Source organism: Noviherbaspirillum aerium (assembly GCF_008929045.1).
Lineage (GTDB): Bacteria > Pseudomonadota > Gammaproteobacteria > Burkholderiales > Burkholderiaceae_D > Noviherbaspirillum > Noviherbaspirillum aerium.
In genome coordinates, this window is record NZ_VFAH01000005.1 from 126,503 (window position 1) to 141,150 (window position 14,648).

The window sequence follows — 14,648 nt, forward strand, 5'->3', positions numbered from 1 at the left end:
TCTAAGGAGACTTTAGGCCACGGCAGGAGCGGGAAGTTGCGAGGTATCAAATAAAAAAGCGGTGAATCGCAAAAAAGGGAACAAGCCGCCGGTTACGGCAGCTTCGCGAGATGACGCCTTACACAAAGCAGGGCACCGATCAGTCCTAATCCGGCACTCAGTGCAAGCAGCCCCAGCTGGGTTGCAGGATCCAGCGGAACCAGGCGGAATTCGGATGCATAGAGCCTTGCAAACTCGGTGATGGCGTTGTTCAGTGGATTCAGGGCCAGTGCGACGGTGCACAATGCAACGGCGCCTGCCAGCAGGCCGAGCAGGCCGCCCGAATAGTAGAAAGGACGGCAAATGAAGGAGTTCGTCGCGCCGAACATCCGGGAAACGGCGATCTCTTCGCGTTGTGTCATGACTTGCAAACGAATGGTGTTGAACACCACGGCAACGACCACAACGCCGAGCGTGATTGCAAGAAACAGCAGAGCCAGGCGCAACACATGCATCAGCGCCGCCAGACGCTTGACCCACGCCGAATCGATCTGCACATACTCGACACCGGGAAGCGCCTTGAGCTTGGAGGCAAGCATTTCCACCCGCGCGGCATCCCCCGCATTCTGTACGCCGGACAACTTCAGCACATACGCATCGGGCAAGGGGTTCTCGCCCAGCGCCGTGATCGTGTCCGACAAGCCGGTTTTATCCTTCAGCAATACCAGTGCCTTTTCGCGCGGGATGAATTCCAACCGGCCAGCGCTTTGTGATGCCAGAACTACATTGCGAATCTGGGCCGCCAGCGCCGTCGAGCGCTCGCGAGGCGTATCCATCGACATGAAAATGCTGATTTCCGGCTCCACCGCCAGCTGTTCGGACACCGGCCGCACGTTTTCCAGCACCGTCAATCCGGCAAAGGGAAGGGCAAGGGCAATGGCCACCACCAGAACATTCAGGATGAAACTGCCCGCCGACGAGACGACATGACGAATGGCGTCGCCGAGCGCGGCAATATGCTGAGCAAGCCAGCTCATGGCAGGTCTCCCGTGGAGCCTGCCACCGCCCGACCGGAGACGACCCGTCCTTTTTCCAGCCGGATCACCCGTTGGGCTCCCTGCAGGATGGATTCGTCGTGCGTGGCGATCAGACAGGTGACGCCGGCTTCATGAAATGCCCGCAGCGCATCCATGACCTTGTCGGCGGTGCCGCGGTCCAAATTGGCTGTCGGCTCGTCGGCAAGAATGATCTGCGGACGGTTGACGATCGCACGTGCGATCGCCACGCGCTGCTGCTCTCCGCCGGAGAGGGCAAGCGGTTCCGACGTGGCCTTGTCTTCCAGGCCAACACGTGAAAGCGCGGCACGCGCCCGCTTGTCGGCATCGATCCGGCTTGCGCCGGTCACCAGCAATGGAAGCATGACATTGGCGAGGACGCTGCGGTCGTTGAGCAGGTTGGCCGGCTGGAACATCAGGCCAAGCTTGCGACGCAGGTAGGGAACGCCGGACGCGCCGAGCCGGCCGATATCCTGTCCGCTGACGGAAACCGTACCGGTGCTCGGGCGCTCCATGGCAGCGATCATCTTCAGCAAAGTGGACTTGCCGGCGCCTGACGGGCCGGAAAGATAAACCAGTTCGCCAGCGCCGATGGACAAATTGACATCGGACAGGGCGTCGCTACCCCCGCCGTATTGCTTGGAAACCTGGTGAAACTCGATCATGTCAGCAGCGCGTCGACAAACTCTTCTGCATTGAACGGCTGCAGATCCTCGATCTTTTCACCGACGCCGATGAAATACACGGGCACCGGACGCGTCTTTGCAATGGCCGCCAGGATGCCGCCCTTGGCGGTACCGTCGAGCTTGGTCACGACCAGTCCGGTCAGGCCAAGCGAGTCGTCGAAGGCCTTGACCTGGGCCAGCGCATTCTGGCCAGTGTTGCCGTCGATGACCAGGAGCACTTCATGGGGCGCCGACTCCATGCCCTTGCCGATCACCCGGCGCACCTTCTTCAATTCTTCCATCAGGTGCAACTGGGTCGGCAGGCGGCCGGCGGTATCGATCATCACGACATTGGTGCCGCGCGCGCGCGCCGACTGCACGGCATCGAAAGCGACCGCGGCCGGGTCGCCTGACTCCTGCGCGATCACCGAAACATTGTTGCGCTGCCCCCAGACTGCGAGCTGTTCCCGCGCTGCCGCTCTGAAAGTATCGCCGGCGGCCAGCAGCACCGACTGGCCATGCGACTGCAGATGCATCGCCAGCTTGCCGATCGTGGTGGTCTTGCCGGCACCGTTGACGCCGGCGATCATCATGACCAGCGGTTGATGGCGGCCGAGCACCAGCGGCTTCTGCAGCGGAGTCAGCAGGTCGACCAGCAAGGTACGCAGCGCGGCCTTGACCTGTGCCGCATCGGTCAGCTTCTCGCTCTTGACCTTTTTCTTCAACGCATCAAGGATGAATTGCGTTGCTTCCACTCCGGCATCGGAAACCAGCAATGCCGACTCGAGTTCCTCATACAGGTCGTCATCGATCTTGGCGCCGACAAACAGCGTCGTCAGGCTGGTCGAGGTTTTCGACAGGCCGGCCTTCAGGCGCTGCATCCATGACTGTCTTTCCTCGAGCGCTGCGGCCGGCGCCGGAATGATTTCGCCTTCCTCATCCGCAGCGTTCTCATCGCCAGCAACTACCGTTGACGGTTCCACAGCCGGGGGGGAGGGTGCAACGGCTGGAACATTCAGATCGGCCTGGTCGGCTGCCGGGGCGGCATCGCGCTTGAACAGGCCGAACCAGGACTTCTGTTCCGCAGGAGCCGTCGCCGGCGAGGACGCATCGGCATCGGCGCCGTCGTTGCCGGATGCAGTCGCCGAGTCCTTTGCTTCGTCCTGAGGCGCTGCATCGTGGGGAGCAGGGGTGTCTTTTGATTTTTTCTTGAAGAAACTAAACATCGGCACAGGAAAGGAAGGGCGGTCGGCATGCGGACAGCCGCATCGCCGAAAGAAGATACAATCGGAACCACATCTCATGCGCGACATCGCAAATGCAACAGAATGCGTGTCGCTGCATCAAACAATTCCGTATTTTATCAGAGCACAGAATATGAAATTTCGGATCGCCTCAATGCTGGCGGCATTGGCCATGTGTTGCTTTCACGGTTCCTCCGTGGCTGCCGAGACCAGTACCGCGCAGGAGTTCATGCTGGACAACGGCATGAAAATCATCGTCAAGGAGGACCATCGGGCGCCTACCGTGGCACATATGATCTGGTACAAGGCCGGATCCATGGATGAGCAGAACGGCACCACCGGCTTGGCGCACGCGCTCGAGCACATGATGTTCAAGGGAACGAAAACGCTCAAGCCGGGCGAGTTCAGCCAGCGCGTGGCGGCGCTTGGCGGCCGGGAAAACGCCTTCACCAGCAAGGACTACACCGCGTATTACCAGCAGATCGAAAAGTCCAAGCTGGAAAACGTGATGGCGCTGGAAGCCGACCGCATGGCCAACCTGGTGTTCGACAAGGACGAATTCGCCCGGGAAATCCGGGTCGTCATGGAGGAGCGCCGCTGGCGCACAGAGGACCAGCCGATTCCCCAGGTGTATGAAGTTCTCAATGCAACCGCGTTCATGGCGCATCCCTATCATCATCCCATCGTCGGCTGGATGGCCGATCTGCAGAGCATGACCGTGCAGGATGCCAAGAACTGGTATGACCGCTGGTATGCCCCGAACAATGCGGTCATGGTCGTGACCGGCGATGTGGATGCGAAGCAGGTGCTGGCGCTTGCGAAAAAGCACTTCGGCAAGATTGCGCGCAAGGCCGCCGTGCCGACCACCCGCCCGCAGGAGGAGCCGGAGCAGCGCGGCATGCGCCGCGTCGTCGTCAGGGCGCCGGCGGAAAACCCGTATGTCGTGCTGGCATTCAAGGTGCCGGCCCTGCGCGATGTCGAAAAGGACGATGAATCGCATGCGCTCGACGTGCTGGCTGCGATTCTCGATGGCTATGACAATGCCCGGCTGAATGCCAAACTGGTGCGCACCGACAAGGTCGCCAATTCGGTAGGGGCCGGTTATTCCAACGTGGCGCGCGGGCCCGTCACTTTCCTCCTTGACGGTACGCCGGCAAACGGCACAACCACCGAGCAGCTCGAAAAGCTGCTGCGCGCCGAAGTCGAGCGGATCGCGAAGGAGGGCATTTCGGAGCAGGAACTGAAAAGAGTGAAGGCCCAGCTCGTCGCTGGACAGATCTACAAGCGCGATTCCATCTTCGGCCAGGCGATGGAGATCGGCGTGATGGAAATGAGCGGCCTGTCGCATACCAAGATCGACCGCGTCATCGAAAAGCTCAGGGCGGTCACCGCCGAACAGGTGCAGGCGGTCGCGCAGAAGTATTTCGGCGATGAAGCACTCACGGTTGCCACCCTGGTGCCCCTGCCGCTATCCGAAAAGAAAACCGCTCCGCCGCCGAAAGGCTTGCGTCACTAATGCCGGAAACCAACATGATGAAGCGATTTTTCCTAGTATTGAGCCTGGCGTTTGTCGGCATCGCGCCGGCCCGCGCAGCCCTCCAGATCCAGTCCTGGACCCTGAACAATGGCGCCCGTGTCCTGTTCGTGGAAAGCCATTCCATTCCGGTTCTCGACCTCAGCGTCGAATTCGATGCCGGTTCCCGGCGCGATCCCCAGGGCAAGGCCGGCGTTGCCGAACTGACCAATGCGATGCTTGCCCGCGGCTTGCGGGAATCGGCGGCCGCGGCCGCGTCGGGCGCGGAACCGGCGGTCAGCGAAGCGCAGATTTCCGACACGCTCGCCGATACCGCCGCGCAGCGCGGCGGCGGCGCGGGCGCGGACCGCGCGGGCGCCTCGCTGCGCACACTGGTGTCACAGCCCGAGCGCGACACCGCAGTGCGCCTGCTGGCGCGTATCCTGGCGCATCCGAGTTTTCCGGAAAATCTGCTGGCGCGCGACAAGGCCCGTGTCATTGCCGCGATCCGGGAGGAGGACACCAAGCCGGAGGCGATCGGCAGCAAGGCATTCTGGCGCCTGATGTATCCAAGCCATCCCTACGGCCAGCAGCAGACGGTGCCATCGGTGGAGTCGATCACGCGTGACGATCTGGTGGCGTTTCACAATACCCACTATGTCGCGAACCGGGCGATCGTCTCCATCATCGGCGACATCAGCCGGGCTGAAGCCGATGCGATCGCCCAGCAGCTGACCGTGCGCCTGCCGCAGGGGGCGCCGTTGCCGGCGCTGCCGCCGGTCGAGCCGCCGCCGTCGCGCAACGAGAACATCGCGCATCCCGCTTCGCAGGCGCACATCCTTCTGGGCATGCCGGCAATCGCGCGCGGCGACCCGGATTATTTTCCGCTTCTGGTGGGCAATTACACGCTGGGCGGGGGCGGTTTCGTATCGCGGCTGACGCGCGAAGTCAGGGAAAAGCGTGGCCTGTCCTACAGCGTCTACAGCTATTTCAACCCGATGGCCCAACCGGGTCCCTTCCAGGCCGGCTTGCAGACGCAGAAGGATCAGGCAGGCAATGCGCTCAATGTGGTGCGCGATACAATCTCCGCCTTCCTGCGCGACGGGCCGACGGAACAGGAGCTCAAGGCCGCGAAGGACAACCTGACCGGCGGGTTCGCGCTGCGGATCGATAACAACAAGAAGATTCTCGATAACATCGCCTCGATCGGCTTCTACAACCTGCCGCTGAACTATCTCGACACCTGGACCGCCAATGTGGCCAAGGTGACTGCAGCCGACGTCAAGGCAGCATTCAATCGCAGGCTGGCGCTGGACAAGATGTCGACCGTGGTGGTGGGCAATGGCCAGTAAGCCTCAGGGAACCGGCGGCAGGGGAAGCGCCAGGTCGTCGCCGCCCAGGTCCGGGCAGGGCGGTCCGGCGCGGCAGGTGCGCATCATCGGCGGGCAATGGAAGCGCACGCCGCTGCCGGTGCTCGATGCCGAAGGGCTGCGGCCCACACCGGACCGGGTGCGCGAGACGGTCTTCAACTGGCTGAATCATCTGCTGGACGGCGCCTGGAACTCGGTCAAATGCCTCGATCTGTTCGCCGGAACGGGGGCGCTCGGCTTCGAGGCGGCCAGCCGCGGGGCGGCATCGGTCGTCATGATCGAGGGGAATGCGGCGGCGGTGCGGCAGCTGGAGGCCAATGCCGACAGGCTCAAGGCCGGTCAGGTGACGGTGCGCCGCGGCGACGCCTTGGCTTCCGTTCAGGCACTGGCGGCGCGCGGTGCGCGCTTCCAACTCATTTTTCTCGACCCGCCCTATCACCAGGACTGGCTCGTAAAAATACTGCCGTTGTGCAGCCAGCTATTGGCCGATGGCGGCTTGGTATATGCTGAAGCTGAAATGCCGCTTGATGGCGAGGAAACGCCCGACTGGCTGCAGGGCTGGACGGTCGCCAGGGCGGATAAGGCGGGCATGGTGTTCTACCACTTGCTGCATCGCAATAGTGCGCCCGAAATTGAGGCATAATGCGCGTTCGAATTTTGTTTCGTTACTGGACAGGGAGCCAAGATGGTCACAGCAGTTTATCCGGGCACGTTCGATCCACTTACGCGCGGCCACGAGGATCTGGTACGGCGCGCATCTGGGCTGTTCGACAAGCTGGTCGTCGGCGTTGCCGACAGCAAGAACAAGCGGCCCTTCTTTTCGCTCGATGAGCGGCTGTCGATCGCCAACGAAGTGCTTGGCCATTATCCCAACGTACAGGTCGAAAGCTTTTCCGGCCTGCTCAAGGATTTCGTGCGCGCCAATGATGCGCGCGTGATCGTGCGCGGCTTGCGGGCGGTCTCCGACTTCGAGTATGAATTCCAGATGGCCGGCATGAACCGCTACCTGCTGCCGGACGTCGAAACCTTGTTCCTGACGCCGTCCGACCAGTACCAGTTCATCTCCGGCACCATCGTGCGCGAGATTGCCACGCTGGGCGGCGACGTCTCCAAATTCGTTTTCCCTTCGGTAGAAAAATGGCTGAAGGACAAGATGGCTGCAGGCGGCAAGCAAGGCTAAGCGCCTTGGGAGCCGGGAGCGGCAGCGCCCCGGCGCTTGCGCTCCTGCAGCAACCAAAGAGGTTGTCATGGCATTAATGATCACGGACGAATGCATCAATTGCGACGTGTGCGAGCCCGAGTGCCCGAACGATGCAATTTCCATGGGTCCGGAAATTTACGAGATCGACCCCGACAAGTGCACCGAGTGCGTGGGGCACTTCAACGAGCCCCAGTGCCAGCAGATCTGTCCGGTTGAATGCATTCCCTTCAATCCGGCCTGGCGGGAGACGCCGGAGCAGCTGCAGGCGAAATATGAGCGCCTGCAGGCCGAGGCGCAAGCCAAGGCGAACGCCAGCTAGGGCGAAAACGCTCTAGGCTCCAATCACGCGGTTGCGTCCCGCCTGCTTGGCCTTGTAGAGGGCCTGGTCCGCGCGCGCGACCAGCCTTTGCGCGGCGGCTTCCACACCTTCTCTGGCCATCTGGGCTTCCAGCGCCGCCACGCCCAGCGATACCGTCACATCGAGCTTGTCGCCGTTGATCAGCATGACGGGATGTTCCGCGATCCCGAGCCGGATGCGCTCGGCCACATTGACGGCATCGGCCTGCTCGGTATCGATCAGCAGCACGATGAATTCCTCGCCGCCGAAGCGGCCCAGCGCATCGCTCAGGCGCAGCTCCGCCTTGATCCGCCCCGCCACGCTGCGCAGCACTTCATCTCCGGCCTGGTGACCAATGCGGTCATTGATCCGCTTGAAGTGGTCGATGTCGATGTACATGCAGGTCAGTGCGTATCCCTGCCGCCGGGAGCGGCCGATCTCTTCCAGCAGCCGGCGCTCGATATAGCGGCGGTTGTTGACGCCGGTGAGTGGATCCGTCAGGCCGATGTGCTTGAGACGCTCGGTGTTGATGACGTTTTCGACGCAGATGGCGACGATCGAGGCGAGGTGCGCGATGAACTCCGTGCTCAGGTTCGGCGCAAAGCGCGCCGCGTCTGCACTGCCAAGGTTCATGCTGCCGATCAGCCGGCCATGCCGTATCAGGGGCAGTACCGCCACGCTGGCCGGCGGGGTGATCGGTTCGGGAAACATGCAGCCGTGCAGCTGCTCGACATAGGTGCCAAGTACCGGTCTGGCAAGGCGTTCCGCCAGTTCGCCGAATTCGGATTCTTCCTGCAGAAACAACAGGTGCGGCAATTCGGTCAGGCGGATATCGAGGTCGACCAGGATGCGGCGGATATCGTAATCCGGGTCGAGCAGGGACAGGGTAACGACTTCGAGCCCGGCAGATGTCGCGAAGGTATGGAACACCGTGTCGAGCAATTCGCGAAAGCTGTCGGCCGAGATGAATTGCAGATCGAAAGCCTGATGCCGCTGCAGGATGTCCTGATTCTGCTGCGCCTGTGCCAATAGCTGCGCCAGCTGCTCGCGCAGCCTCCGGTTTTCAAGCACCAGATCTTGCATCATTGGCGAAGCTCCCTGTCAGGGCTATGGCATGGTAAGGCCGCGTCCGAAATATTTCCGCATGGTATCGCGCTATGCCCGAGGCCACAAGGCTTCGGCACGGCGGAGACTGGAGCCGATTGCGGGCGGGCGTAAGGAAGAATCGGTTTGTCTTGGGACGCAGGGCAAGGCGGGAGACGCGCCGTGTGGCGGGCCACACCAGCGACGATCAACGCTACCTTGCGCCAAGCCAGGCCGAAACGACCTTATATTCATCCGCAATCCGTTCTATGGCTAGAACGCCAGCGCAAGGCCGACCTCCTGGCCGACCTTCAGCAACTGGCCTTCGCCTTCGAGCAGGATGCTGTTCATGCCGAAGGTAATCCCGCCGTCGACCCGCGGGTTGGCGCGATAAACCTGGAGGACATCGAGCGGATCCGGTCCGAATTCGCCCGTCGACTGGTCAATTGAGGGCATCGGGCAGCGCGGGCACGGCTTGACCGGCTTGAGCACCGCGTTGCCGATATTGAACGATTCGGCATAATCTTCTTCGAAGGCCTCGATACCGGCGATGACGATGTTCGGCCTGAAGCGATTCATCGGCAATGCGGCGCGCCCCTGGGCCTGCAGCTTGCCGTTCAGGTCGTCGAGCGAGGCCTGCGAAATCACCAGCAGCGGATAGCCGTCTGAAAACAGGGTGGGCGCCTCGACGCCATTGGTCCATTTCGCGTTCGCGAGGCGCTTGGCTTCGGCATGGAAACGTACCAGACGGCAGGGCACGCCGAGGAATTTCGAGAACCAGGTAGCCGTCACTTCGTCGCAGTCATAGGCCTGCACGGCGTCATCCCAGACCTTGACGGTCAAGGTCTCTTCTTCTTCCGGGTCGGGCAGGCCGAGAGGCACTTCCAGGCGCAGCATGCCCGGCGCGCGCAGTTCCAGCGTATCGGCCTTGATCCGCGGCGTGATCAGCGCCATTTTAGGAAAGTCGCGCTGCGTCATGAAGTTTCCCTGCGCATCGACCACCATCCATTCGCGATCGTAGATGTGCTCGCTCATCAGGCCGGCTGCGGTCACGGTGGCCTCGCGCAGCGAGATGCCGGCGCAGGACTTGATCGGGTACAGGTTCAGTTCGGTAAGGATCGGCATGGGGGCGAGTAGTGCTAGGGCTGATGGAACGGATAGGGCCTGCTGCGGCGACCGCACCGGACAGGCTGTATCTCAGCCCGCCGGGCGGTTCGCCGAAATATCAGGCGTTGGTCAGACGTTGAACAGGAAGTTCAGCACGTCGCCATCCTTGACGACATACTCCTTGCCTTCGGCGCGCATCTTGCCCGCTTCCTTCGCGCCTTGTTCTCCCTTGAACGCGATGAAGTCTTCAAAGGAAATGGTCTGCGCGCGGATGAAGCCGCGTTCGAAGTCGGTATGGATCACGCCGGCCGCCTGCGGTGCGGTGGCGCCCACGGGAACCGTCCAGGCGCGGACTTCCTTGACGCCGGCGGTAAAGTAGGTCTGCAGGCCGAGCAGCTTGAATCCGGCGCGGATGAGGCGGTCCAGGCCGGGTTCTTCCATGCCCATGTCGGCGAGGAAGGCGCCCTTGTCTTCATCTTCCAGGTCGGCGATTTCAGCTTCGATGGCAGCGCAGATGGCAACGATGGGCGCGTTCTGTTCCTTCGCATAGGCGCTCAGCTGGTCGAGCAGCGGGTTGTTGGTGAAACCCGTGTCCGAGACGTTGGCGACGTACATGGCCGGCTTGGCGGTGATCAGGCAGAGCGGCTTGATCAGTTCCATTTCCTCGGCGTCCAGACCCATTGCCCGTACCGGCTTGGCATCGTTGAGTTCCGGCAGGATGCGTTCAAGCAACGTCACCAGCTTGACCGCATCCTTGTCACCCGACTTGGCTTTCTTGTTTTCGCGGTGTACGGCCTTCTCGACGGTGCCCATGTCGGCCAGCGCCAGCTCGGTCTGGATCACGGCGATATCGTCAAGCGGGCTGACCTTGCCTGCCACGTGCACGACGTTCGGGTCCTCGAAGCAGCGCACCACGTTGACAATGGCGTCGGTCTCGCGGATGTGGGCGAGGAACTGGTTGCCCAGGCCTTCCCCCTTGGAAGCGCCGGCAACAAGGCCCGCGATGTCGACGAATTCGACCACGGCCGGCACGATGCGCTCCGGCTTGACGATTTCCGCAAGCTGCTTGAGGCGGGGATCCGGCACTTCGACGATGCCGACGTTGGGTTCGATGGTGCAGAAGGGATAATTTTCCGCAGCGATGCCCGCTTTGGTCAGCGCGTTGAACAGGGTGGATTTGCCGACGTTAGGCAGGCCGACGATGCCGCATTTGAGACTCATGATGTGTACTTCGCTAAGTATATGAATTAACCCGGTATTTTACCGTAGCCTGTTGCTTGCCAAGCGTGTGTCATAGCGGCCGGACCAGGGCGGGGTCCGGTTTTTCGATGAAGCTTGCCAGAGCGTCACGCAGGCGTTCGCCTTCGCTGATGGCCAGCTTCCAGTTGCGAATGCGGGCGGCATGATTCAGGCCGTAGTAATGAAAGTCATTGCGGTCAGGCAGCTTTCCCAGAGGCAGGGTCTGCAGGAACGACTGCGATGGCGAGAGCAGGATGACATTTTCCAGCCAGTCGCGATTCGGCCCCCGATGCACGCGCCGCCACGGCAAGGACTTGTCCAGCCAGCCGGGCACGATATGGTCGGTGAAATGCGGATAGAGGACCAGGCCTCCCTCCGGATTGTGCGCGATCCGGGAATACGGCAGCGCGAGGTGGTAATCGATCAGGCCGCCGTCCCAATAAGTGCCGGCGGGCGCCCCGGGTATGTCGCGCACCGGCTCCATGGTAAAGGGCAGCGTGCCGGACGCCAGCAACGCGGAATGCAGGTTTTCCGGCGAGAGAGGGGCGAACCGGGTGTCGAAGGCGTCGAATTTCGCCTTGAGCCAGAAGGCGGGATCGCGCTGGTCGCCGACGATCACGCGGGCAAGATGGCGGGCAAGTTCCGAGCGCGAGGTCAGGTTGCCAAGGACCGCAAGGCCGAAACCGGCGCCGATGCCAAACCGGCGGCTGGGCGTCTTCAGCAGGCCGCGCCCCCGGGAAACCAGGATCTGCAGCCGGTGCAACGGGTGGGAAGCCACTGCTTCCTCCTGGCCGTCGAGCAGACCGGCAAGAACCTTGTTGCAAGTCTCTGTCACATACGCCGCCGACGGACGGCGCGGATAGCTTTGTTCGCAATACAGATCCGCCAGGCGCTCAAATGCCGCCACCGGCTCGGGATGGCAGGCTGCGGCCATGCGCCAGGCGCCGATGGATGCGCCGATCAGGGTGCGTTCGCGCGGCGCGGATGGCAGCCAGCTGCCGAACAGCCATTGGTCAAGCTTTTGCAGGATCAGTCCCTTGGGGCCGCCTGCGGCGCCGGGAACGATGGCCACATCCTGGGCGCGCAATCCATGCGTACGCAGATGCGACAATGCCTTTGTGCCCGCATGGATGACCAGCGGGTTCATTTCGCGGAATGCAGCTTCATCATCGCCGCTTCGAACTTGCCTTCGCAAAGCATGGGAATGACATCGATGCTCTTGCTGATGGCTTCATCGATCAGCGGCTGCTCGTCCTTGCGCGGACGATGCAGCACGAAGTCGACCACCGGTTGCTGCAGGTTCAACGTGCGCGGATGGCCGATGCCGATACGCAGGCGCCAATAATCCTGGGTGCCGAGTGCCGCGGTAATGTCCTTCAATCCGTTGTGCCCCCCGGAAGAACCGCCCTTCTTGATTTTTGCCGCTCCCGGTGGCAGGTCAAGCTCGTCGTGGACGACGAGAATGTCATCGGCCGCGATCTTGTAGAAGCGCGCCAACGCGCCGACGGACTGGCCGGAACGGTTCATGAATGTCTGGGGTTCGAGCAGCCAGACTTCCTGGCCCGCAATGCTGGTTTTCGCGGCGAGGGCGTTGTAACGCGACTCTCGCGTCAACCGGCTTCCGGCCAGCTGGTCAACCAGCCAGAAGCCGGCGTTGTGGCGTGTCTGTTCATATTCGGGGCCCGGGTTTCCGAGACCAACAATCAGGCGGATAGGCATGCTTCGGGGCGCTCATGTCGTCGATCGGGTTCTGACGGCACGTCGGCGCGGAATGAAAAGTGCGATTATCGGGGAAGTCGGCTGCGATCGTCCAATGCAATCAGCCGAGGATGAAGGACAGGCATCCGGATAAATACACTGCGGATTCAAGCGGTGGAAATATCGGGAGAAACAAAAAACCCTGCCGCAAGGGCAGGGTTTTCTTGATACGGCAATAGCCGATTACTTCGCTTCGCCTGCGGCAGCGTCGTCAGCCGAAACCTGGCCGGCGGGGATGCTTGCGGTTGCGATGGTCGGATTGTCCTGGCCATGCAGCACTGCAGTAACGCCGTTCGGCAGCTTGATATCGGACAGGTGAACCGATGCGCCTGCTTCGACATTGGACAGGTCGACTTCGACGAACTCGGGAAGGTCGCCGGGCAGGCAGCTTACGTCGAGTTCGTTCATCACGTGGCTGATCACTGCGCTGGACAGCTTGACGGCCGGCGAGATTTCAGCGTTCACGAAGTGCAGCGGCACCTTGACGTGGATCTTCTGGTTCTGGTCAACGCGCTGGAAGTCAGCGTGCAGCACGAGCTGTTTGAATGCGTGCACCTGGAAGTCGCGCAGCAGGACTTTCTCGACCTTGCCATCGATTTCCATGTCGAGGATCGAGGAATGGAATGCCTCTTTCTTCAGGGCGTGGAACAGCGCGTTGTGATCGAGAGCGATAGCGACCGGTGCAGCCGTGCCACCATAGATGATGCCCGGTGTCTGGCCAGCATTGCGCAGGCGGCGGCTCGCTCCGGACCCCTGCTCTTTGCGTGGGAATGCAACAACTTTCATTTTTATACTCCAGTAATAGCAAGGCAATGCCTTGCGTTGACGTTCCCCGCGACCAGGGAACGTAAAAACCTGCAACCCGTTCGGGTGCAGGGAAATTCCGAGCGCTTAGCGCTTGATTGGTACTTGCTCTTGCGTGCTCTTGCCTGGCGCTTAGTCGATGAAGAGCGAACTGACGGAGTCGCCCTTGGTGATGCGCTTGAATGTTTCGGCCAGCAGTTCCGCGGCGGTCAGCTGGCGGATCTTCGGGCAAGCCCTGGCAGCGGCGGTCAGCGGAATGGTGTCGGTGACGACCAGTTCATCAAGCGGGGAGGTGGCAATGCGCTCGATGGCCGGGCCCGACAGTACCGGATGGGTACAGTAGGCAACCACCTTCTTCGCGCCGCGCTCCTTCAGCACTTCGGCCGCCTTGGTCAGGGTGCCGGCGGTATCGACCATGTCATCCATGATGACGCAGTTGCGGCCTTCGACTTCACCGATGATGTGCATCACTTCGGAGACATTCGCCTTCGGACGGCGCTTGTCGATGATGGCGAGGTCGCAGTTCAGGCGCTTTGCCAGCGCACGGGCGCGTACCACGCCGCCGACGTCAGGCGACACGACCAGCAGGTCGTCATAGCTTTTTGCCACCAGGTCGGACAGCAGGATGGGGGATGCGTAAATATTGTCGACGGGGATATCGAAGAAGCCTTGAATCTGGTCGGCATGCAGATCCATGATCAGGACGCGCTCGACTCCGGCCTGCTGCAGCATGTTGGCAACCACCTTGGCGGAGATCGCGACACGGGCGGAACGCGGGCGGCGGTCCTGGCGCGCATAGCCGAAGTAGGGGATCGCTGCGGTGATACGGCCTGCCGATGCGCGCTTGAGAGCGTCGACCATCAGCATGATTTCCATCAGGCTGTCATTCGTGGGAGCGCAGGTCGACTGCAGAACGAACACATCCTTGCCGCGGACGTTTTCGTTGATTTCCACCATCACTTCACCGTCGGAGAACTTGGAGACGACAGCCTTGCCCAGCGGGATGCCAAGCTGCTTGGCCACTCCCGCGGCCAGCTCCGGGTTTGCGTTGCCGGTAAAGACCATCAGGTTTTCAAGCGCCATGGAACACCTAGGTGAAAGATAGGGTTAAAAATTTGAAAAGCCGCCAAGGCTTTGACGTGTCGTCTTGCGTTGGCGGCTTATGGTTTCTTCTGTATTTAATGGCAGAGGAGGAAGGATTCGAACCTTCGAATGCCGGAATCAAAATCCGGTGCCTTGACCAACTTGGCGACTCCCCTACGCAACCTGCTGCTCAGTGCTGCCGATGCCTTG

Annotated in this window: 15 protein-coding genes and 1 tRNA gene; 5 read left to right on the forward strand and 11 right to left on the reverse strand. The window is 61.6% G+C overall.

The window, feature by feature from the left end; genetic code table 11:
• Positions 1 to 92 precede the first annotated feature (92 nt).
• The 3 genes from FH061_RS09920 to ftsY are packed head-to-tail and all read right to left on the reverse strand — an operon-like array spanning position 93 to position 2,925.
• The gene (locus tag FH061_RS09920; protein WP_151635481.1) at positions 93 to 1,016 is read right to left on the reverse strand and encodes a cell division protein FtsX; all 924 of its coding nucleotides are present in this window, start codon (positions 1,014 to 1,016) and stop codon (positions 93 to 95) included.
• Positions 1,013 to 1,699, reverse strand: a complete 687-nt coding sequence (locus FH061_RS09925) for a cell division ATP-binding protein FtsE (RefSeq protein ID WP_151635483.1) — start codon at positions 1,697 to 1,699, stop codon at positions 1,013 to 1,015. The genes FH061_RS09920 and FH061_RS09925 overlap by 4 nt, the downstream gene beginning before the upstream one ends.
• Positions 1,696 to 2,925, reverse strand: coding sequence for a signal recognition particle-docking protein FtsY (gene ftsY / locus FH061_RS09930; RefSeq protein WP_151635485.1), 1,230 nt, complete (start codon positions 2,923 to 2,925; stop codon positions 1,696 to 1,698). Before ftsY ends, FH061_RS09925 begins: the two co-directional genes overlap by 4 nt.
• Positions 2,926 to 3,076: 151 nt before the next feature.
• Between ftsY and FH061_RS09935 the strand changes: the two genes are divergently transcribed.
• The 5 genes from FH061_RS09935 (at position 3,077) to FH061_RS09955 (ending at position 7,346) form a co-directional block, all read left to right on the forward strand.
• Positions 3,077 to 4,459, forward strand: coding sequence for a M16 family metallopeptidase (locus tag FH061_RS09935; RefSeq protein WP_151635487.1), 1,383 nt, complete (start codon positions 3,077 to 3,079; stop codon positions 4,457 to 4,459).
• A gap of 17 nt (positions 4,460 to 4,476) precedes the next feature.
• A complete protein-coding gene (locus FH061_RS09940; protein ID WP_151635826.1) occupies positions 4,477 to 5,808 on the forward strand; it encodes a M16 family metallopeptidase in 1,332 nt (443 codons plus the stop codon).
• A complete protein-coding gene (gene rsmD / locus FH061_RS09945) occupies positions 5,798 to 6,469 on the forward strand; it encodes a 16S rRNA (guanine(966)-N(2))-methyltransferase RsmD (RefSeq protein WP_151635489.1) in 672 nt (223 codons plus the stop codon). The genes FH061_RS09940 and rsmD overlap by 11 nt, the downstream gene beginning before the upstream one ends.
• Before the next feature lie 42 nt (positions 6,470 to 6,511).
• Entirely contained in the window at positions 6,512 to 7,006 is a 495-nt protein-coding gene (gene coaD, locus FH061_RS09950; protein ID WP_151635491.1) for a pantetheine-phosphate adenylyltransferase, read from the forward strand.
• A gap of 67 nt (positions 7,007 to 7,073) precedes the next feature.
• Positions 7,074 to 7,346, forward strand: a complete 273-nt coding sequence (locus FH061_RS09955; RefSeq protein WP_151635493.1) for a YfhL family 4Fe-4S dicluster ferredoxin — start codon at positions 7,074 to 7,076, stop codon at positions 7,344 to 7,346.
• 12 nt (positions 7,347 to 7,358) lie between these two features.
• Here FH061_RS09955 and FH061_RS09960 read toward each other — a convergent pair whose 3' ends face one another.
• The 8 genes from FH061_RS09960 to FH061_RS09995 form a co-directional block, all read right to left on the reverse strand.
• Entirely contained in the window at positions 7,359 to 8,450 is a 1,092-nt protein-coding gene (locus FH061_RS09960) for a GGDEF domain-containing protein (RefSeq protein WP_151635495.1), read from the reverse strand.
• 270 nt (positions 8,451 to 8,720) lie between these two features.
• Positions 8,721 to 9,572, reverse strand: coding sequence for an MOSC domain-containing protein (locus FH061_RS09965; protein WP_151635497.1), 852 nt, complete (start codon positions 9,570 to 9,572; stop codon positions 8,721 to 8,723).
• 111 nt (positions 9,573 to 9,683) lie between these two features.
• On the reverse strand, positions 9,684 to 10,775 hold the full coding sequence (gene ychF, locus FH061_RS09970) for a redox-regulated ATPase YchF (RefSeq protein WP_151635499.1): 1,092 nt from the start codon (positions 10,773 to 10,775) through the stop codon (positions 9,684 to 9,686).
• A gap of 70 nt (positions 10,776 to 10,845) precedes the next feature.
• Positions 10,846 to 11,940: a patatin-like phospholipase family protein gene (locus FH061_RS09975; RefSeq protein WP_151635501.1), complete on the reverse strand. Its 1,095-nt coding sequence runs from the start codon at positions 11,938 to 11,940 to the stop codon at positions 10,846 to 10,848.
• A complete protein-coding gene (pth, locus tag FH061_RS09980) occupies positions 11,937 to 12,512 on the reverse strand; it encodes an aminoacyl-tRNA hydrolase (RefSeq protein WP_151635503.1) in 576 nt (191 codons plus the stop codon). Before pth ends, FH061_RS09975 begins: the two co-directional genes overlap by 4 nt.
• A gap of 222 nt (positions 12,513 to 12,734) precedes the next feature.
• Positions 12,735 to 13,337: a 50S ribosomal protein L25/general stress protein Ctc gene (locus FH061_RS09985; protein WP_151635505.1), complete on the reverse strand. Its 603-nt coding sequence runs from the start codon at positions 13,335 to 13,337 to the stop codon at positions 12,735 to 12,737.
• Between the two features lie 150 nt (positions 13,338 to 13,487).
• Positions 13,488 to 14,438, reverse strand: a complete 951-nt coding sequence (locus tag FH061_RS09990) for a ribose-phosphate pyrophosphokinase (protein WP_151635507.1) — start codon at positions 14,436 to 14,438, stop codon at positions 13,488 to 13,490.
• Positions 14,439 to 14,537: 99 nt separating this feature from the next.
• Positions 14,538 to 14,614 (reverse strand) — tRNA-Gln (locus FH061_RS09995).
• Positions 14,615 to 14,648 lie beyond the last annotated feature (34 nt).